The sequence below is a fragment of the Pseudomonas mosselii genome (assembly GCF_005796105.1).
Taxonomy (GTDB): domain Bacteria; phylum Pseudomonadota; class Gammaproteobacteria; order Pseudomonadales; family Pseudomonadaceae; genus Aquipseudomonas; species Aquipseudomonas mosselii_C.
In genome coordinates this window covers 1,055,373-1,073,832 of sequence record NZ_VAUO01000001.1, presented here as the reverse complement: position 1 = coordinate 1,073,832, position 18,460 = coordinate 1,055,373, and the positions used below count along the sequence as shown (strand labels likewise).

Here is an 18,460-nt window from a genome sequence, read left to right as displayed (position 1 = left end):
CGCGGGGCGCGACCTGGGTGGCGGGTGGTTACTTGGGCAGTTGCGCGGTAATGCCTTTGACGTAGTAGTCCATGCCTGCCAGTTCCGCGTTGCTGGCGACTGCCCCGTCGGCGATGCGTACCGCACCGCTCTGGTCCAGCACGGGGCCTGTGAACGGATGGAACGCGCCGCTCTTGATGCTGGCGATGATCTGCTCGGCTTCGCTTTTGACCTGCGCCGGTACCAGCTCGCTGATCGGCAACTCGATCGTCCCTTGTGCCAGGCCACCCCAGTAATCCTGAGACTTCCAGGTGCCATCGATGACCGCCTGGGTGCTCTTGATGTAGTGCGGCCCCCAGTTGTTGACGATGGAGGTGAGCACTGCCTTGGGCCCGAAGTGGGCCATGTCCGAGGCGTAGCCCACGGCATACACGCCGCGTCGTTGCGCGGTCTGGATCGGCGCGGGGCTGTCGGTGTGCTGGAACAGCACGTCCACGCCTTGGTCGATCAGCGCATTGGCGGCATCGGCTTCCTTGCCGGGGTCGAACCAGGAGTTGACCCACACCACCTTGATCTCGGTGCCAGGGTTGTACTTGTCCAAGGCCAGCTGGATAGCGTTGATGTCGCGCAACACTTCAGGGATCGGGAAGGAGGCGATGTAGCCGATTTTCCGGGTCTTGGTCATTTTCGCGGCGAGGTAGCCGCCGACATAGCGGCCTTCGTAGGAGGTCGCCAGGTAGGTGCCGAGGTTCTTGTCCTGCTTGTAGCCGGTGGCGTGTTCGAAGGTGACCTTGGGGAACTGCTTGGCAACCTTGGCGGTGGGGTTCATGTAGCCGAACGAGGTGGCGAACACCAGGTCGTAGCCGTCCTTGGCCATGTTGCGGAGGACCCGCTCTGCATCGGCGCCTTCGGGGACGTTTTCGACGAAGTGGGTGTCGACTTTATCGCCGAACTGCTTGATCAATGCCTGACGGCCCTGTTCGTGCTGGTAGGTCCAGCCGTGGTCGCCGATGGGGCCGATATACACGAAACCGACTTTCAGTGGGTCGGCGGCCGAAGCGGACAGTGCCGTGCTCAGGCCGATGGCGGCAGCCAGGGTGCGCAGCAGGTGCTTGCGTTTGGTGTGGTGCATCGAGGGGGCTCCTGTTGGTCTTCTTGATGGCCGTGTTGGGCTATTGAGTTGTTTGCAAAAACCTGACCAGATGGGCAAAAACCTGGCATTGCGCGGCTGGCCTGCATTGTCTGGCGGCTCGCAGACGCGTGGCAGCGGGCGCGCCGCGCCCTGATGGTGCACGCACTGGGATTCGGGGCGCCGTGCGCCCCAGGCCCGCTCAGTGACCGGCCTTCCAGGGTTGCCCCAGCGATACCGGGGCATACAGTCGGGTCTTGAGTGCATCGCGTGAGAGCAGCACCAGTACCAGAATGGTCGCCACGTACGGCAGCATCGCCAGCAGGTTGGCCGGCACGCTCACGCCGATGCCCTGGGCGACCAGGTGCAGGATGCTGGCCAGGCCGAAGAGGTAGGCGCCGAGCATCACGCGCAGCACTTTCCAACTGGCGAACACCACCAGCGCCAAGGCGATCCAGCCGCGCCCGGCGCTCATGTTCTCGGCCCACATCGGGGTATAGGCCAGCGACAGGTAGCCTCCGGCAAGCCCGGCCATGGCCCCGCCGAACAGCACCGCCAGGGTACGTACCCGCAGCACCGGCAGACCCATGGCGCTGGCCGCATCGGGGTTCTCGCCCACGGCCTGGAGTACCAGGCCCATGCGGCTTTTGAGCAGCCCCCATGCAATCAGCCCGAATAGCCCGAACGACAGGTACACCAGCACATCCTGGCGGAACAGCATGTGGCCAATGACCGGCAGATCGACCAGCAGGGGAATGGCCAGTGGCTCGAAACCGGCCAGCGGCTTGCCGACCCAGGCGCTCCCGACGAAGGACGACAGCCCCACGCCGAAGATGGTCAGGGCAAGCCCGGTGGCCACCTGGTTGGCCTGGCAACCCAGCGCCACCAGGGCAAAAAGCGAGGCCAGCAGCATGCCGGCCAGGCACGCCATCATCACGCCCAGCCACAGGTTGCCAGTGGCGAATGCGGCGATGAAACCGACCACCGCGCCGAACAGCATCATGCCTTCCTGGCCCAGGTTGAGCACGCCGCTCTTTTCGCACACCAGTTCGCCCAGGGCCACCAGCAGCAGCGGGGTGCCACAGCGCACCATGGCGTTGAGGATATTGCCGATCAAATCCAGATCCATAGTCGAAACCTCAGCCTGCGCACCACGGCGGCAGGTCAACGAAAGCGTCAGGGAAAGTCAGGCGCGGGCCGTCTCGGTCAGTGCCGTGCGGCGTCGCCATTTCAGTGCCAGGCGTGGTCGGTAGAGGATCAGCACGTCGCACGCCAGTAGGTAGAACAGCATCATTCCCTGGAACAGCCCAGTCAGCGACTGCGGCAGGTTCAGGCTCATTTGCGCGTTCTCGCCGCCCAAGTACAGCAACGCCATCAGCAGGCCGGCTGCGAGGATGCCAATAGGATTGAGGCGACCGAGAAAGGCTACCGTGATCGCCGCAAAGCCATAGCCTGGCGATACCTGTGGCACCAGTTGACCGATCGGCCCGCTGACCTCGCTGACCCCGGCCAGACCCGCCAGGGCGCCGCTGATCAGCAACACCAGCCAGACCAGGCGTTTTTCGCGAAAGCCGACGAAGCCGGCCGCGCGCTGGTCGAGCCCCAACACCTTGATCTGAAAGCCCAGCAGGCTCTTGTGCAGCAGCACCCACACTGCCACCAGAGCCAGCAGCACGAAGTACAGGCCTACATGCAGACGGCCGTCGTCGAACAGTGCCGGCAGACGGCTGCTGTCGCCGAACATGGCCGATTGCGGGAAGCTGAAGCCCTGTGGATCTTTCAGCGGGCCATGCACCACGTACAGCAGCAGGTTCAGGGCGATGTAGTTGAGCATGATGGTGGTGAGGATTTCATTGGCATTGAAGTGCGTACGCAGCCAGGCGGCGAGCGCCCCCCACAAGGCGCCTGCCAGGCTGCCGGCCAGTAACACCCAGAGCAGTGCCCAGCGGCTTTCCCAGTCGATCAGCTGGATCGCCACGGCGCTCCCGGCCAGGGCGCCGATCAACAGTTGGCCTTCGGCGCCGATGTTCCAGATACGCGCCTGATAGGCGACCGCAAGACCCAAGGCACACAGCAGGATGGGCAGCGCCTTGAGCAGCAGTTCGGCGACCCCGTAGAGGTCGCTGATTGGCTCGATCAGCAAGGTGTGCAAGGTCGCCAGGGGTGCATGCCCCAGGGCGTCGAACAGTAGGGCCCCGCTCAGCAAGGTCAGTAAGCCTGCGAGCAGGGGCGAAAGCAGTAACATGGCACGCGATTGTTGGGCGCGAGGTTCGAGTGATAGCAACATGGCAGGGTCTCGTCAGGCAGCGTCTTGTGCGGTGTCGAACTGGCCGGCCATCCAGCCGCCGACCTCCACGGTATGGGTGTGCGCGGTGGCTTTGAGGGGCGACAGGCGTCCGCTGCACAGGGCGCCGATGCGGTCGCTGATCTGCAACAGTTCATCGAGGTCTTCAGAAATCACCAGGATCGCCGCCCCCGCATCGCGCAGGGCGATCAGTGCGCGGTGGATCGCCGCCGCGGCGCCGACGTCCACGCCCCAGGTCGGATGCGCCGCCACCAGCAGGCGGGGGTTTTGCAGGATCTCGCGGCCTAGGATGAATTTTTGCAGGTTGCCGCCGGACAGGCTGCGGGCCTGGGCCTGCGGGCCCGGCGTCTTCACGGCGAAACGCTGGATGATCTGTTCGGCCAGGGCCAGGACCTTGCCAGAGCTGATCAGGCCACGGCTGACCAGGCCTTGCTGAAAGGCCGTGAGCAGGGCGTTGTCGGTCAGGCTCATGTCGGGCACGGCGCCATGACCGAGACGTTCGGCAGGCACGAAGGCCAGGCCCAATGCGCGGCGGGCGTCCGGGTAGAGATGGGCCATGGGCTGGCCGTCCAGGGTGATGCGCTCGCGCTCGCCCGCGTTCAGACGGGTTTCGCCGCTGAGCAGTGCGAGCAACTCGTCCTGGCCATTACCCGCCACCCCGGCAATGCCTACGATCTCCCCGCAGCGCACCTCCAGGCGTAGGTGCTCGAACGACGCGCCGAACGGGTCGGGGTTGCGCCAGCTCAGGTCGTCCACCCGCAAGCGTGGCAGACCGCCGATGCGCTTTGGGTAGCTCGCTTGCAGGCCTTCAGCATTGCCTACCATCAGCCGCGCCAGTTCCAAGTCGCTGCACTGGGCCGGTTCGCAATGCCCGGAGACCCGCCCGGCACGCAGTACCGTGGCGTGGTGGCAAAGGCTGCGCACCTCGTTGAGCTTGTGGCTGATGAACAGGATGCTGCACCCCTCGGCGGCCAGCGCGCGCAGGGTAACGAACAGCTCATCGACTTCCTGGGGGGCGAGCACCGAGGTCGGTTCGTCGAGGATCAGCAGCTTGATCTGCTGCATCAGGCAGCGAACGATCTCTACCCGCTGGCGCTCGCCGATCGACAGGCTGTGGACCAGGCGCTGCGGGTCCAGGCCCATGCCGTAGCGCTGCGCAACGGCTTCGATACGCGGCGCCAGTTGTTGCGGCGTCCCGGCCTGCGCGCCCAAGGCCAGGGCAATGTTCTGTGCCACGGTGAGGGTTTCGAACAGCGAGAAGTGCTGGAACACCATGCCGATGCCCAGGCGCCGCGCTTGAGCCGGATCGCGGACCTGCAACGCTTCGCCTTCCCACAGCATCTGGCCGCTGTCTGGGCGGACGACGCCGTAGATGATCTTCATCAGGGTGCTTTTGCCGGCGCCGTTCTCACCGAGCAGGGCATGGATTTCACCGGGGGCGATGCGCAGGTCGATACGGTCGTTGGCCAGCGTACCGGGATAGCGTTTGCTGATGGCGCGCAGTTCCAGGCGAGGGCGGAGTTCGGACATGGGCTTGCTCGGGGTCAGAGTAGTGAGCAGCTTGCAAAGCAAAAATATGGCCAAGTGGTCAGATTTCTGCCCTGGGCCCGGTACGACAGGGTTTGGCGCTGGGCAGGGCACGTACGCGGCAGTGGGTTTGGCGGCTGTGTGGCGCCAAACTGGGGCAGTGCATCGCCCTGCAAAGGCGCACGCCTTCGCGACGCAAGCGAGCGCCTGAACATGAATTTTTAGTTAGTGTGCTAATCAAGGCTTTGACATTAACTGCCTAAGCAGTAATATTTTTACACAAATGCTTGAGCGTACTGCCGATGCCCCATTTCACCCCGGAAAACTTCCAAACCTGCGCCATCGGCATGTTGCTCGGCCGCGCCGCGCTGCTGAAGGACCGCATCCTCGATTGGCACCTTGAAGCCGATGGCGTCACCGCCGCCCAGTTCAAGGTGTTGATCATCGTTACCCAGTACCAAGTCGATACCCCGGCCGAGCTATGTCGCTACCTCGGCCTGGACAGCGGTTCGATGACGCGCATGCTCGATCGCCTCGAGCAGAAGGGGCTGATCTTGCGTAACCGCTGCCCCGACGACCGCCGCCAGGTGCGCCTGGCGCTGACCGCCGACGGCCAGCGCCTGGCCGACCGCTTGCCGCAGGTCGGGGCGGCGGCGATGAACGAGCTGGTCGGTGTGCTGCAAGCCGACGAGTTGAAAACCCTCGAAGGCTTGCTGGCCAAGGTGCTGCTCAGTGCCGGCGACCCTCTGACGACCCGCCGTTTCGGCGATCGTTGATTCCAGTCACATATTTTCCAAGGTATTGGTCATGGCCACTTCCGCAGATACCCCCACCCCGGCGGCGACGCCGGACAACACGCGCAAGCGCAAGGCCTGGTTGCTCGGCCTGCTGCTGGTGCTGGTCCTCGCCGGTGCTGGCGCCTGGGCCTGGTACAGCCTGGTCGGGCGTTGGCATGAAAGCACCGACGATGCGTACGTCAATGGCAACGTGGTCGAGATCACCCCGTTGATCACTGGCACCGTGACCAGCATTGGTGCCGACGACGGTGACTTGGTGCAGGCCGGGCAGGTACTGTTGCAGTTCGACCCGGCTGACAGCCAGGTGGCGTTGCAGGCCGCCGAGGCCAAGCTCGCGCGCACCGTGCGTGAGGTCCGCGGCCTGTACAGCAACGTCGACTCGCTCAAGGCGCAGGTGCAAACCCGTCAGGCCGAGCTGCAAAAGGCCCAGCAGAACTACAACCGGCGCAAGGTGCTGGCCGACAGTGGTGCCATTGCCCAGGAAGAAATCGCCCATGCCCGCGATGACCTGAGCGTCGCCCAGGCAGCGCTCAACAGCGCTCGCCAGCAACTGGCGACCAGCACCGCGCTGATCGACGACACCGTGGTGTCCTCACACCCTGAGGTCATGGCGGCCGCCGCCGACGTGCGCCAGGCCTACCTCGATCACGCGCGTACCACCTTGGTCGCGCCGGTCACCGGTTATGTGGCCAAGCGTACCGTGCAGTTGGGCCAGCGCCTGCAACCTGGCACCGCGACCATGGCGGTAATCCCGCTGGATGAGGTGTGGGTGGACGCCAACTTCAAGGAAACCCAGCTGCGTGACATGCGCATTGGCCAGCCGGTGGAAATCACCGCTGACCTGTACGGCAGCGAGGTCAAGTACAGTGGTACTGTCGACAGCCTGGGGGCCGGCACCGGTAGCGCCTTCGCCCTGTTGCCTGCACAGAATGCCACGGGTAACTGGATCAAGATCGTGCAGCGTGTACCGGTGCGTATCCACCTGAACCCTGAGCAACTGAAGACCCACCCGCTGCGCATTGGCCTGTCCACCGTGGCCGAAGTCGATCTGCATGACCAGAGTGGTCCGGCCCTGGCCCAGCAACCGCCCCAGCAGGCCAGCTACACCACCCAGGTGTACGACCGTCAGTTGGCCGAGGCCGATGACCTGATCGCTCGGTTGATCCACGCCAACAGCGCCACTGGCAAGACGGCCGAGCGATGAGCCAGGCGGCCCCCGCACAGTTCACCCCGCCAAGCCTGCTGCTGACCACCATTGGCTTGTCGCTGGCGACGTTCATGCAGGTACTCGACACCACCATCGCCAACGTGGCGCTGCCGACCATTTCTGGCAACCTGGGGGTGAGTTACGAGCAGGGCACCTGGGTGATCACCTCGTTCGCGGTGAGTAACGCCATCGCCTTGCCGCTGACCGGCTGGCTAAGCCGCCGTTTCGGTGAGGTGAAGCTGTTCATTTGGGCCACGTTGCTCTTCGTGCTGGCCTCTTTCCTGTGCGGTATCGCCCAGTCGATGCCGGAACTGGTGGGCTTTCGCGTGCTGCAAGGCGTGGTGGCGGGGCCGTTGTACCCGATGACCCAGACGCTGCTGATCGCGGTGTATCCGCCCGCCAAGCGCGGCATGGCGCTGGCACTACTGGCGATGGTCACGGTCGTGGCGCCGATTGCCGGGCCGATTCTCGGCGGCTGGATCACCGACAGCTACAGTTGGCCGTGGATCTTCTTCATCAATGTGCCGATTGGCTTGTTCGCCGCTGCCGTGGTGCGCCAGCAGATGCGTGCCCGGCCCGTGCTCACCAGCCGCCAGCCGATGGACTACATCGGCCTGTTGACGTTGATCGTCGGCGTCGGGGCCTTGCAGGTGGTGTTGGACAAAGGCAACGACCTGGATTGGTTCGAGTCGTCGTTCATCGTCATCGGCTCGATCATTTCGGTAGTGTTCCTGGCGATTTTCATTATCTGGGAACTGACCGACCGCCATCCGGTGGTGAACCTGCGGTTGTTCGTACACCGCAACTTCCGGGTCGGTACGCTGGTGTTAGTCGGCGGCTACTCGGGTTTTTTCGGCATCAACTTGATTCTGCCCCAATGGTTGCAGACGCAGATGGGCTACACCGCGACCTGGGCGGGCCTGGCGGTCGCGCCGATTGGGCTGCTGCCGGTAATCCTCTCGCCGTTCGTGGGCAAGTATGCGCACCGTTTCGACCTGCGCCTGCTGGCGGGTATCGCGTTCCTGGCAATCGGTACCAGTTGTTTCCTGCGCGCGGGCTTCACCAGTGAGGTGGACTTCGCCCATGTTGCCTTGGTGCAGCTGTTCATGGGGATTGGTGTGGCGCTGTTCTTCATGCCGACCTTGAGCATCCTGTTATCTGACCTGCCCCCGCAACAGATTGCCGATGGCTCGGGGTTGGCGACCTTCTTGCGCACCTTGGGCGGGAGTTTTGCGGCCTCGCTGACCACCTGGATCTGGATTCGCCGGGCTGACCAGCATCACGCCTACCTGAGCGAGCACATCAGCACCTTCGATCCGGTGACCCGGCATACCCTCGAACAGCTCGGCGGGGCGGGGCCGCAGCAGTATGCGCAGCTGGAGCAGATCCTCAATGGCCAGGCGTACATGATGTCGACGGTGGATTACTTCACGTTGCTGACCTGGGTATTCGCCGGGCTGATTGTGTTGGTGTGGTTTGCCAAGCCGCCGTTCACCGCCAAGGCGGGAGCAGGGTCGGCGGGGCATTGAGGTGTGTGGGTGAGGCTTGAGCGCCCAGGTTCGAGCCCACTCACGCATCGGGCACATTCCAAATCATGGCCATTTCCCATAACCTTGTAGGCCTTCTCCAGTCATATGGCAGGCTCATGGAAAAGGTCATCGTCATCACCGGCGCCAGCCGCGGCATCGGCGCCGCGACTGCGTTGCTGGCAGCGCAACAGGGTTATCGCATCTGCATCAACTACCACACCGATGACCAGGCCGCCGAGGCCGTCCTGGGCCAGGTCCGCGCCCTCGGCGCGACGGCCATCGCGGTGCGCGCCGATGTCAGCGTCGAGGATGAGGTGCAGCAGTTGTTCCAGCGTGTCGATCACGAGCTGGGCCAGGTCACGGCGCTGGTCAACAATGCCGCTACCATCGCCCACCAGAGCCGCGTCGAGGACATGTCCGAGTTCCGTCTGCTCAAGGTGATGAAGACCAATGTGGTCGGGCCGATGCTCTGCACCAAGCATGCCCTGCTGCGCATGGCGCGCCGTCACGGCGGGCAGGGCGGGGCGATCGTGAATGTCTCGTCCGTGGCCGCACGCTTAGGCTCGCCCAATGAGTATGTCGACTACGCCGCCTCCAAAGGTGCGATCGATACCTTCACCGTGGGCCTGGCCAAGGAAGTGGCGGGCGAGGGCGTGCGTGTGAACGGTGTGCGCCCAGGCTATATCCATACCGACTTCCATGCCCTCAGTGGCGATGCAGATCGTGTCACCAAGCTTGAGTCAGGACTGCCTATGGGCCGGGGTGGACGCCCGGAAGAAGTGGCCGAGGCGATCCTGTGGCTGTTGTCGGACAAAGCGTCTTATTCCACGGGTAGCTTCATCGACCTAGGCGGGGGGCGCTGACCTTGCCTGCGCCCAACGGCGCGGCAATACCTTCGCGTCAGCGTTGGTAATCGGCTGGCTCACTGAGCGAGCAGACGGCGAGCGCAGGCCAGCAGGCTGTCCAGCGCGAAAGGCTTGCCGATACTGGCCATGGCGTCTGTCAACGAAAAATCCGCCAACGCCTGGGCGTGGTCATAGCCGGTGGTGAACAGCACCCGCAAGTGCGGATAGAGCGCCGTGGCGGCCAGGGCCAACTGGCGCCCGTCCAGCACCCCAGGCAAGCCGATATCGGTGATCAGCAAGTCCGGGGTGACGCCTTCTTGCAGGGCTTTGAGGGCGGTGTATGCGGTTTCGAAGGTGTGTACTTGATAGCCTTGATCGTGCAGCAGTTCTGCGATCACCAGGCGTAGCGTCTGCTGGTTTTCGACCACCATGACCTGGCACGCCCCAAGCCTTGCGGGCGGCGTCGGCATAGGCTCGGGAGCGGGCGGCTGTGCGCTTGTGTCGCTGGTATGCCTGGGCAGATAGAGGTGGACCTGGGTGCCTAGTCCCTGGCGCGAGTGAATGTGCAGTTGTCCACCCGACTGGCGCACGAAACCATAGACCATCGACAGCCCCAGCCCTGTGCCCTGGCCAAGCGGTTTGGTGGTGAAGAACGGTTCAAGAACACGTGCCGAGACTGCCGGGTCCATGCCCGTGCCGTTGTCGAGCACCTTCAGTTGCACATAGTCGCCGGCAGGCAGTTGCAATGTTTCGCCCTGGGCCTGGGACAGCGTCACGTTTGCGCAACTGAGGGTCAAGATGCCCCCGGCGGGCATCGCATCGCGTGCATTGATGCACAGGTTGAGCACTGCGTTTTCCAGTTGCGAGGGGTCAACGCAGGTCAGCCACTGATCGGCCATGGTCAAATCCAACCATTGGATATGCTCGCCCAAGGAGGTCAGGATCAGCGGGCGCATACCGGCCACTAGCGTGTGAATATCGGTGGGGCAGGGTTGCAGGGTCTGGTGCCTGGCGAAGGTCAGCAAGCGTTTGACCAGTTGACTGGCGCGTGCGGTGTTCTGTTGGGCGATGTCCAGCAGATCGGCTGCTTCGCTGCCGCGGCCCTGGGCCAGGCGCAGGTTGGCCAGTTCCAGTGCGCCACCGATGCTCCCCAGCAGGTTGTTGAAATCGTGGGCGATGCCACCGGTCAGTTGGCCTACGGCTTCCATTTTCTGAGCGTTACGCAGGGCCTGCTCGGTTTCGCGCAAGCGGTTCTGCTCGACGATGCGCTCGGAGATATCGTAGGCGAAGAGGTACGCCCCGAGCCTATTGCCCAGGCTGTCGCGCAAGATGTTGAAGCGCATCTCGAAGTGGCGCTCGGTGGGCGGCAACTGGATGGTGAGGTTCTCGACGAATACTTCGCCTGCCAGCGCTCGCTCCCAGAGCGCCAATAGCTGTGCCTTGGCGACGGGGAAAATGGCCGGGTAATCGCGCAAACAGTCGCCGAACGCCGGCACTGGCAGGCCCAGCCCCATGAAGGTCTGACGCGCTGTGCGGTTTATCGCCAGCAGGCGCATGTCCATGTCGACCACCGTGACGTTGGCCAGGCTGCTGTCGACCAACTGGGCGAACAGCGTCCGTCCGTCCAGCGCTTGGTCGACCTGCTGCCCCAACTGTTGGTTGAGTTGCTGCCGCCCGGCTTGGGTTTGCAGCGTATCGCTACTCTCGTGGAACAGCACCGCCATGTGTCGGGCACTGGCCGGCTCCAGGCGGTAAATCGTGATCGACAGGTCGCGCCCGGTCGCCTGCAGGCGTTGCTCGACATGCTTGGGTTGGCCGCTTTGCAGTACCGAGGCGTAGTGTCCGAGCCAGGCCCCGGCCTCGCTTGGCAGGGTTTCGCGCAGGGTTTGTCCGACGATCTTGCGCAAGCCGGTGTGCCGGGTGCAGGCCGCGTTGGCGTAGACGTAACGGTAATCACTGAGCGGGCCGTGGGGGCCGTCTATCAACTCGACGATGCAAAAGCCTTCGGCCATGTGCTCACTCAGCCACGCGAGGCGTTGGGACGCGTGCTCGGCCTCGGCGTCTGGCGTCTGCCAGACGGGGTGGTCAGTGTCGGGCATGATTTGGATCCAAGGGGCGAAGTGTTCACTATAGTCAGTCGCCCAGCGGCCCGCACGCTGTTGTTCAGAAAGAGCGCACGATCCTGCCCAGCGTTTCCATGGCCTGTTCGGCGCCTGTGTTCCATGGGCTGCCGTAGTTCAGACGGATACAGTTGCCGAAGCGCCGGGCAGGCGAGAAGATCGGTCCTGGCGCGATGCTGATACCCTGGGCCAGGGCCATGTGGAACAGTTTGAGGGCATCCATTTGTTCGGGTAGTTCCAGCCACAGGAAATAGCCGCCCGAGGGTTGGCTGACCCGGGTCTGGGCCGGGAAATGCCGGGTGATGGCGGCGAGCATGTTGGCCTGTTGGCCTTCGAGCGCGTAACGTAGCTTGCGCAGGTGACGGTCGTAGCCGCCATGCTGCAGGTAATCGGCAATCGCCGCCTGGGCTGGCATCGAGGCGCACAGCGAGGTCATCAGCTTGAGCCGTTCGATCTTTTGCGCGAAGCGCCCAGCAGCGACCCAGCCGATGCGGTAGCCCGGCGCCAGGCTCTTGGCAAACGAGCCGCAGTGCATCACTAGTCCATCGCGGTCGAACGCCTTGGCAGGTTTGGGTGCCTGTTGAGCGTAGTACAGCTCGGCATAGACATCGTCTTCGATCAGCGGCACCTGATGCTGGCGCAGCAGGTCGACCAGTTGCTGTTTCTTGGCCTCGGGCATGCTGGCGCCCATCGGGTTCTGGAAGTTGGTCATGCACCACACGGCCTTGACCGGATGCTTGTCCAGGGTTTGCGCAAGCACGCCCAGGTCCATGCCCTCACGCGGGTGCACGGGGATTTCCACAGCCTTGAGCTTCAGGCGTTCGAGCACTTGCAGGCAGGCGTAGAACGCCGGGGCTTCGATGGCCACCAAGTCGCCTGGCTGGGTCACCGCTTGCAGGCACAGGTTCAGTGCCTCCAACGCGCCGTTGGTGATCAGCAGTTCCTCCATGGGCAGCATCAAACCGCCAACCATGTAGCGCAGGGCGATCTGACGGCGCAATTGCGGGTTGCCCGGTGACAGATCGGTGACCACCATGCGCGGGTCCATGGCGCGGCTGGCGCTGGCCAGTGAGCGTGCCAGGCGTTGCAGTGGAAACAGCGTCGGGCTGGGGAAGGCCGAGCCGAACGGTATGGTGTGCGGATCCTTGATCGAATCGAGGATGGAGAACACCAGGTCGCTGACATCCACATCGGTGGACTCGCCCGCCGGGACTTGGGCGGCAGGCTCGCCGATGGGCCTGGGGGTATGGGCGTTGACGAAGTAGCCCGAGCGCGGCCGCGCACGGATCAGGCCGCGACGCTCAAGCAGGTAGTAGGCCTGGAACACCGTGGAGGGGCTGACCCCGTGGGTCTGGCTGGCATAGCGTACCGACGGCACGCGCTGGCCGGGGCCGAGCACCCCGGTGCGGATCAGTTCGGCGATGTCATCGGCGAAGCGTTCGTAGCGTTTCATGGTGATCCGTGCAGTCAAGGATGGCGTGAGTGTATAGGGATCAGCGGTTCAGCGGCGCGACGAAACGGCTCTGGGCGCTGCTGCGGATATCGGGCTCGTCGCTGCCCTGGATCTGGAAGGTCAGCGTCTGCGCGCTGCTGCTCGGCCGCTCGGCCAGCAGTGCCACTGAGACGGGCCACTCGCTCATCTCGCCGGCGGCCAGGGTGAAGGTGGTGCGCCCGTGCAGGACGAAACCGTCGGCATCCAATAGGCGCAATTGGTACTGCTGCGGCTGCGAGGTTTTGTTGATGACCTTGAGCAGGTAGATGTTCTCGATCTGCCCCAGGGCATTCTCGCGAAACAGGCCACGGTCCTTGATCACATCCAGCGATACCATCGGACGCAGGTGCAATGCCAGTATCAGGGCGCCGATCATCACCGTCAGCGCCGCCGCGTAGCCCAGCAGGCGAGGGCGTAGCCAACGGGTCACGCCGCCTTGCAACTGGCGCTCGGATTTGTAGCCGATCAGGCCGCCGGCGTAGCCCATCTTGTCCATCACCTGATCGCAAGCATCGATGCAGGCCGCGCAGCCGATACAGGCCATCTGCAAGCCTTGGCGAATGTCGATGCCGGTCGGGCACACCTGCACGCACAAGGTACAGTCGATGCAGTCGCCCAGGCCCTGGCGGCGTGGGTCGCTGCCTTTCTTGCGTGGGCCACGGGCCTCGCCGCGGCCAGGGTCGTAAGCGACCGCCAGGGTGTCCTGATCGAACATCACGCCCTGGAAGCGTGCGTACGGGCACATGTGCAGGCATACCGCCTCGCGCAGCCAGCCGGCATTCAGGTAGGTGGCGGTGGTGAAGAACAGCACCCAGAACAAGGCCACACCGTCCAGTTGCAAGTTCAGTAGCTCAGTTGCCAGCGGGCGGATCGGAGTGAAGTATCCGACGAAGGTCAGGCCAGTCAGCAGGCCAATGGCCAGCCAAAGCGTGTGCTTGAGGCCGCGTTGCGCGAGCTTGCGCAGGCTCCAGGGCGCTGCGGCCAATTTGATGCGCTGGTTGCGATCGCCTTCGATGACTTTTTCGCACCACATGAACAGCCAGGTCCAGGTGCTCTGAGGGCAGCTGTAGCCGCACCACACACGCCCGGCGAACACAGTGACGGCGAACAGGCCGAAGGCACAGATGATCAGCAGCGCCGAGAGCAGGATGAAGTCCTGTGGCCAGAAGGTTGCGCCAAAGATGTGGAACTTGCTCTCGGCCAGGTCCCAGAGCACAGCCTGGCGACCGTTCCATTGCAGCCATGCGGTGCCGAAGAACAGCGCGAACAGCAGCCCGGCGAAGCGGATGCGCAGAGTGCGGAACAGGCCGCTGAAACTGCGCGTATGGATCGCACCGTCGGGGATGTGCCGGCTCTTGTCAGCGGCGGGTGTTATGTCAATGACGTGCAGGGGGAGGCGGTCGCTCATGGTTCATCGCTCATCAGGCCTCGATCAGGCCTGGGCACTATGGGTGGCCATCTGTTTTCAGCACAGACTCAGTTATCAGGAGAAAAACCGTATCAGATGCTCGGGCCTGGCGGTACAGGCCTTGGCAGGCAACGCCTGCGACCATTCACCGCAGTACTCTGCGGGTGCAAGTGTGTCAGCCGACGGGTTGGTGTGGAGAGGGCATTGGGGGAGGAAGTGAATGCCGGAAAGCACTGAGGGGAGCCGAAGCTCCCCTCAAAGCGTTGTTGCCTGCTCTTTTCTTATTATTGGAGATCAGCTTTTTGTTGTTTTTGTAAGCCTTGATCTCGGTAATGCGGGGCCCCTAACCGGGGCCAAGAGCAAACGTATTTTTTTGAGCGCTGACCTGCATTCATCCCGAAGGATCCAAGCGTGACTGTCGCTACCTTGCAGGTAGTTTTATTGTTCTGTGTCACGTCGCGGGGCGAACCCCTGAAAAGCCTGTCGACTCCAAAAAAATCTGCTTGCTACGCCTCTGCCGTGTTGTTCTTGTTATGTCAGAGCCGTTACCTGTTGTTTTTATTGGGTATCGCGTTTTTTGTTTTTGTTGTGCAAGAGATAAAGCAGGGGGCGTGCCAACTTTTGAAAATTCTTTAAAATCAATGGCTTGATAAGAAATCGTACAATGTGAGCCCCTGAAATTTTATCGATTTGTTTCCCTGTTACCCGATTTTTCGCTGTCGACCGTGGGGGCGGTAACACTTCACCCACAGTCATGTGACAAGAGTGTGAATCACGCTGAGCTGCGTGCCCGCGCCACTCGCGATGCGCTGGTACGCCCCAGCACCTGGCTGATACGCAGGCCAGCAGCAATTAGTCGGTCGAGGTCGATACCGGTGTCGATGCCTAGCCCTTGCAGCAGGTACAGCACATCCTCGGTGGCGATGTTGCCGGTGGCCCCCTTGGCGTAAGGGCAGCCCCCGAGTCCTGCGACTGAGCTGTCAAATACCGCGATGCCTTCGAGCAGGCTGGCATACACGTTGGCCAGGGCCTGGCCGTAGGTGTCGTGGAAGTGTCCTGCCAACTGCGTGCGTGGCACCTCCTTACCCACCATCTCGAACAACCGGCGCGTATCGCCCGCCGTGCCGGTGCCGATGGTGTCGCCCAGCGACACTTCGTAGCAGCCCATCTGGTGCAGAGCGCGGGCCACAGGGGCGACCTGCTCGGCCTTGACGAACCCCTCGTAAGGACAGCCCAGCACGCACGAGACATAACCGCGCACCCGTACCCCGTGCCTGCGGGCCGCTTCCATGATCGGTTCGAAGCGCTTGAGGCTGTCACTGATCGAGCAGTTGATATTGCGCTGCGAGAACGCCTCGGACGCGGCAGCGAACACCGCTACCTCCTTGACCCCCGCCGCCAAGGCATCTTCGAAACCACGTAGGTTGGGGGCCAGTGCGGCGTAGGTCACGCCAGGGCGCTGCTGGATGCCAGCGAACACCTCGGCCGAGCCGGCCATTTGCGGGACCCACTTGGGTGAGACGAAACTGCCCACCTCGATGTATTGCAGTCCTGCCTCGGTGAGGTCGTCCACCAGGCGCACCTTGTCGGCGACGCTGATGGGCTGGGCTTCGTTCTGCAGGCCGTCGCGCGGGCCGACTTCGACCAGACGGACTTTTTCGGGCAATGACATGGCGGGGTTCCTGTGGCGGATCAACGGTGATGAGGCTGTTTGTTCTGCGTGGCGGCCAGGGCCTGCTCGCAGCGTTCCTGCGCGGTGTCCAGCTCAAGGTGCATCTGCTGGATATCGAGCATCTGCTGCTCCAGTTGCGCGCGACGCTCGGCGATCTTGGCGAGCATGCTGGTGAGCTGCTTGAGGTTGCCGCCGCTAGGGTCGTACAGGGCGATCAACTCGCGGCACTCGGCCAGGGAGAAGCCAATGCGTTTGCCGCGCAGGATCAGCTTGAGGGTGACCTTGTCGCGGGCTGAGTAGATGCGCTCCAGGCCACGCCGTTGCGGGCTGAGCAAACCCTGCTCTTCATAGAAGCGTATGGCCCGGGTGGTGATGTCCAGCTCGCGGGACAGGTCGGAGATGCTGTAGGTCTGGCTGGTCATGGCGCGGCTCGAAGAGGGAATGGCGCTAACCTAAAGCGCGCTTGACGTAAACGTCAAGCGAGTGTTGTCGCTAGCGGGCTGCACCTTGCGTATGCAAGGCTTTGCTTACTTCGGCCTCAATCTTGTAGGCCGGCGCTTCGAGGTCGTCGTAGTTGCGCGTGTAGCGGCGGGCGAACTCCTCGACGCCTAGCGTCTGGTACTGCTCCACGTGCTTGAGTTCGTGGGCCCACAGCGCCACATTGTCCTCGGCATCGCTGCGGCGTCGGAAAATCACGGTGTCGATCAGGGTCACGGCGTTCACATCAGGGTTTTGCAGCAGCGCGTTGGCGGCGCTGATCTGTTGTTCATCGCCGACCCGGTAGCGCGCCGCGTCCAGCACAGCGAAGTCGTACCACGGTTCGAGCTGGGCACGGATGTGCAGCGGAATCGGTTGTGTGCCATTGGCCGTGGCCTCGTCGCGGGCCTGGCGCAGGGCAAACACCAGGCTAGCGGTGGCCATGTTCTCGACATCCTTGAACACCTCGCCGGGCTGACCATCGCCCACTGGCATACAGAAGCACACCACCACGCAGGCCTGGTATTGCCCAGCCGGGCAGACGTTGTCGGCCAGTGCGGGAGCGGTCAGCACTAGCCCGAACAGGGCGTTAATCCATTTCATCGAGCACCTTGTCGACCAGCGCGCGGCTGGCTTCCAGCACTTGCGCCTGTACCGGCTCGTTGGCCAGCATGCGCCCTACCACCAGTGCACCAACGCATTGGCTGATCAACGCCCAGGCCAGTTGCGGGTCGTTCAGGGTTGTGCTCCAGGACCTGTGCAGTTGCACCAGCCAGTGTTCGGCTTCTTCCCGTACTGGACGTTCGGCGCGGGCAATCTCCACGCCCAAGGGAGGCAGCGGGCAACCGCCTTCAGGATTGTGCAGGTGAGCAAGCGAGAGGTACTGCTCAAGCAGGCGTTTCAGGCGTTGGCGGTCGACGTTGCCGCGTGCCAGCGGGCTGTTGCTCAGTTCGCGACGAACCACTTCGGTGAACAGGTCGTCCTTGGACGGGAAGTGGTTGTAGAACGCGCCTGCGGTGAGGCCGACCGCCTTCATCAGCCCGGCCACCCCGGTGCTGGAAAAACCGCCGCGCTTGGCAAGCGCACCGCTGCTGGCCAGCAGGCGCTCGCGGGTTTGTTGCTTGTGTTCGCTGGAGTAACGCATGGATCACCTGGCTTGACGATGGCGTGATCGTAGCATAGCGTTCGTTTACTAAACGATCATTTATCAATGGGGCAGTCCATGGCAGAACAACAAAAGGTCGTACTGGTGGTGGGGGCGGGGGATGCGACCGGGGGCGAGATCGCCAAGCGCTTTGCCCGCGAGGGGTACATCGCCTGCGTCACCCGGCGTCAGGCCGACAAGTTGCAACCGTTGGTGGAGCAAATCCGCGCAACTGGCGGGCAGTCATATGGCTTTGGTTCCGATGCGCGCAAGGAGGATGAGGTGGCCGATTTGATCGAGACCATCGAGCGCGATATCGGCCCGATCGAGGCGTTCGTCTTCAATATTGGCGCCAACGTGCCGTGCAGCATCCTCGACGAAACGCCGCGCAAGTATTTCAAGATCTGGGAAATGGCCTGTTTCGCCGGATTTCTGAACGCCCAGGCCGTGGCCCGGCGCATGCTACAGCGCGGGCGCGGTACGTTGTTGTTCACCGGTGCCACCGCCGGCACGCGTGGTGCAGCGGGCTTTGCCGCATTCGCCGGAGCCAAGCATGCCTTGCGTGCGTTAGCCCAGAGCATGGCCCGGGAGCTGGGGCCACGCAACATCCACGTGGCCCATGTGCTAGTGGATGGGGCCATCGACACGGCGTTCATCCGCGACAGCTTCCCCGAGCGCTACGCACTGAAAGACCAGGACGGCATCCTCGACCCCGCGCACATCGCAGACAGCTACTGGTACCTGCACAGCCAGCCGCGCGATGCCTGGACCTTCGAACTCGACCTGCGCCCTTGGATGGAGCGTTGGTGAGCGCGGCCCAGCAGCTTTC

The 18,460-nt window shown here is 63.3% G+C and carries 17 protein-coding genes; 6 read left to right on the top strand and 11 right to left on the bottom strand.

Features of this window, described 5'->3' with window-relative positions; translation table 11 throughout:
- Positions 1-28: 28 nt before the first annotated feature.
- The 4 genes from FEM01_RS04710 to FEM01_RS04695 all read right to left on the bottom strand — a co-directional run bounded on the left by FEM01_RS04710 (position 29) and on the right by FEM01_RS04695 (position 4,943).
- On the bottom strand, positions 29-1,111 hold the full coding sequence (locus FEM01_RS04710) for a BMP family ABC transporter substrate-binding protein (protein WP_138218110.1): 1,083 nt from the start codon (positions 1,109-1,111) through the stop codon (positions 29-31).
- A 199-nt stretch (positions 1,112-1,310) separates the two neighbouring features.
- A complete protein-coding gene (locus FEM01_RS04705; RefSeq protein WP_138218109.1) occupies positions 1,311-2,237 on the bottom strand; it encodes an ABC transporter permease in 927 nt (308 codons plus the stop codon).
- 57 nt (positions 2,238-2,294) lie between these two features.
- Positions 2,295-3,395, bottom strand: coding sequence for an ABC transporter permease (locus tag FEM01_RS04700; RefSeq protein WP_138218108.1), 1,101 nt, complete (start codon positions 3,393-3,395; stop codon positions 2,295-2,297).
- A 12-nt stretch (positions 3,396-3,407) separates the two neighbouring features.
- Complete coding sequence (locus FEM01_RS04695) at positions 3,408-4,943, bottom strand: ABC transporter ATP-binding protein (RefSeq protein ID WP_138218107.1); 1,536 nt, start codon at positions 4,941-4,943, stop codon at positions 3,408-3,410.
- Between the two features lie 299 nt (positions 4,944-5,242).
- On the opposite strand from FEM01_RS04695, the gene FEM01_RS04690 reads away from it, so the two are divergent.
- From FEM01_RS04690 to FEM01_RS04675, 4 genes are all read left to right on the top strand, one after another.
- A complete protein-coding gene (locus tag FEM01_RS04690; protein ID WP_138218106.1) occupies positions 5,243-5,716 on the top strand; it encodes a MarR family winged helix-turn-helix transcriptional regulator in 474 nt (157 codons plus the stop codon).
- A gap of 31 nt (positions 5,717-5,747) precedes the next feature.
- Complete coding sequence (locus FEM01_RS04685) at positions 5,748-6,941, top strand: HlyD family efflux transporter periplasmic adaptor subunit (RefSeq protein WP_138218105.1); 1,194 nt, start codon at positions 5,748-5,750, stop codon at positions 6,939-6,941.
- Entirely contained in the window at positions 6,938-8,473 is a 1,536-nt protein-coding gene (locus FEM01_RS04680; RefSeq protein ID WP_138218104.1) for a DHA2 family efflux MFS transporter permease subunit, read from the top strand. The genes FEM01_RS04685 and FEM01_RS04680 overlap by 4 nt, the downstream gene beginning before the upstream one ends.
- 116 nt (positions 8,474-8,589) lie before the next feature.
- Positions 8,590-9,336, top strand: coding sequence for an SDR family oxidoreductase (locus FEM01_RS04675; RefSeq protein WP_138218103.1), 747 nt, complete (start codon positions 8,590-8,592; stop codon positions 9,334-9,336).
- 59 nt (positions 9,337-9,395) lie between these two features.
- Here FEM01_RS04675 and FEM01_RS04670 read toward each other — a convergent pair whose 3' ends face one another.
- From FEM01_RS04670 to ccoG, 3 genes are all read right to left on the bottom strand, one after another.
- On the bottom strand, positions 9,396-11,417 hold the full coding sequence (locus tag FEM01_RS04670) for a PAS domain-containing sensor histidine kinase (RefSeq protein WP_138218102.1): 2,022 nt from the start codon (positions 11,415-11,417) through the stop codon (positions 9,396-9,398).
- A 64-nt stretch (positions 11,418-11,481) separates the two neighbouring features.
- Positions 11,482-12,891, bottom strand: a complete 1,410-nt coding sequence (gene mapR, locus FEM01_RS04665; RefSeq protein WP_138218101.1) for a GntR family transcriptional regulator MpaR — start codon at positions 12,889-12,891, stop codon at positions 11,482-11,484.
- A 40-nt stretch (positions 12,892-12,931) separates the two neighbouring features.
- Positions 12,932-14,338, bottom strand: a complete 1,407-nt coding sequence (ccoG, locus tag FEM01_RS04660) for a cytochrome c oxidase accessory protein CcoG (protein ID WP_138218100.1) — start codon at positions 14,336-14,338, stop codon at positions 12,932-12,934.
- Between the two features lie 411 nt (positions 14,339-14,749).
- On the opposite strand from ccoG, the gene FEM01_RS04655 reads away from it, so the two are divergent.
- Complete coding sequence (locus FEM01_RS04655; RefSeq protein ID WP_138218099.1) at positions 14,750-14,974, top strand: hypothetical protein; 225 nt, start codon at positions 14,750-14,752, stop codon at positions 14,972-14,974.
- Positions 14,975-15,110: 136 nt separating this feature from the next.
- On the opposite strand, the gene FEM01_RS04650 is transcribed toward FEM01_RS04655, so the two are convergent.
- From FEM01_RS04650 to FEM01_RS04635, 4 genes are all read right to left on the bottom strand, one after another.
- Complete coding sequence (locus FEM01_RS04650; protein ID WP_138218098.1) at positions 15,111-16,010, bottom strand: hydroxymethylglutaryl-CoA lyase; 900 nt, start codon at positions 16,008-16,010, stop codon at positions 15,111-15,113.
- A 20-nt stretch (positions 16,011-16,030) separates the two neighbouring features.
- Positions 16,031-16,432 (bottom strand): MerR family transcriptional regulator, encoded by a 402-nt coding sequence (locus tag FEM01_RS04645; RefSeq protein ID WP_138218097.1) that lies wholly within the window; start codon positions 16,430-16,432, stop codon positions 16,031-16,033.
- A gap of 70 nt (positions 16,433-16,502) precedes the next feature.
- On the bottom strand, positions 16,503-17,090 hold the full coding sequence (locus FEM01_RS04640) for a DUF4157 domain-containing protein (RefSeq protein ID WP_138218096.1): 588 nt from the start codon (positions 17,088-17,090) through the stop codon (positions 16,503-16,505).
- Entirely contained in the window at positions 17,077-17,631 is a 555-nt protein-coding gene (locus tag FEM01_RS04635) for a TetR/AcrR family transcriptional regulator (RefSeq protein WP_138218095.1), read from the bottom strand. The genes FEM01_RS04640 and FEM01_RS04635 overlap by 14 nt, the downstream gene beginning before the upstream one ends.
- A 78-nt stretch (positions 17,632-17,709) precedes the next feature.
- Here FEM01_RS04635 and FEM01_RS04630 point away from each other — a divergent pair, with 78 nt between their 5' ends.
- On the top strand, positions 17,710-18,441 hold the full coding sequence (locus FEM01_RS04630; RefSeq protein ID WP_138218094.1) for an SDR family oxidoreductase: 732 nt from the start codon (positions 17,710-17,712) through the stop codon (positions 18,439-18,441).
- The last annotated feature ends 19 nt before the right edge of the window (positions 18,442-18,460 follow it).

What these genes read in the sequence shown, in the direction of transcription:
- FEM01_RS04710 (WP_138218110.1), bottom strand. Translation starts at nt 1,111, where the DNA reads ATGCACCACACCAAACGCAAGCACCTGCTGCGCACCCTGGCTGCCGCC.
- FEM01_RS04705 (WP_138218109.1), bottom strand. Translation starts at nt 2,237, where the DNA reads ATGGATCTGGATTTGATCGGCAATATCCTCAACGCCATGGTGCGCTGT.
- FEM01_RS04700 (WP_138218108.1), bottom strand. Translation starts at nt 3,395, where the DNA reads ATGTTGCTATCACTCGAACCTCGCGCCCAACAATCGCGTGCCATGTTA.
- FEM01_RS04695 (WP_138218107.1), bottom strand. Translation starts at nt 4,943, where the DNA reads ATGTCCGAACTCCGCCCTCGCCTGGAACTGCGCGCCATCAGCAAACGC.
- FEM01_RS04690 (WP_138218106.1), top strand. Translation starts at nt 5,243, where the DNA reads ATGCCCCATTTCACCCCGGAAAACTTCCAAACCTGCGCCATCGGCATG.
- FEM01_RS04685 (WP_138218105.1), top strand. Translation starts at nt 5,748, where the DNA reads ATGGCCACTTCCGCAGATACCCCCACCCCGGCGGCGACGCCGGACAAC.
- FEM01_RS04680 (WP_138218104.1), top strand. Translation starts at nt 6,938, where the DNA reads ATGAGCCAGGCGGCCCCCGCACAGTTCACCCCGCCAAGCCTGCTGCTG.
- FEM01_RS04675 (WP_138218103.1), top strand. Translation starts at nt 8,590, where the DNA reads ATGGAAAAGGTCATCGTCATCACCGGCGCCAGCCGCGGCATCGGCGCC.
- FEM01_RS04670 (WP_138218102.1), bottom strand. Translation starts at nt 11,417, where the DNA reads ATGCCCGACACTGACCACCCCGTCTGGCAGACGCCAGACGCCGAGGCC.
- mapR (WP_138218101.1), bottom strand. Translation starts at nt 12,891, where the DNA reads ATGAAACGCTACGAACGCTTCGCCGATGACATCGCCGAACTGATCCGC.
- ccoG (WP_138218100.1), bottom strand. Translation starts at nt 14,338, where the DNA reads ATGAGCGACCGCCTCCCCCTGCACGTCATTGACATAACACCCGCCGCT.
- FEM01_RS04650 (WP_138218098.1), bottom strand. Translation starts at nt 16,010, where the DNA reads ATGTCATTGCCCGAAAAAGTCCGTCTGGTCGAAGTCGGCCCGCGCGAC.
- FEM01_RS04645 (WP_138218097.1), bottom strand. Translation starts at nt 16,432, where the DNA reads ATGACCAGCCAGACCTACAGCATCTCCGACCTGTCCCGCGAGCTGGAC.
- FEM01_RS04640 (WP_138218096.1), bottom strand. Translation starts at nt 17,090, where the DNA reads ATGAAATGGATTAACGCCCTGTTCGGGCTAGTGCTGACCGCTCCCGCA.
- FEM01_RS04635 (WP_138218095.1), bottom strand. Translation starts at nt 17,631, where the DNA reads ATGCGTTACTCCAGCGAACACAAGCAACAAACCCGCGAGCGCCTGCTG.
- FEM01_RS04630 (WP_138218094.1), top strand. Translation starts at nt 17,710, where the DNA reads ATGGCAGAACAACAAAAGGTCGTACTGGTGGTGGGGGCGGGGGATGCG.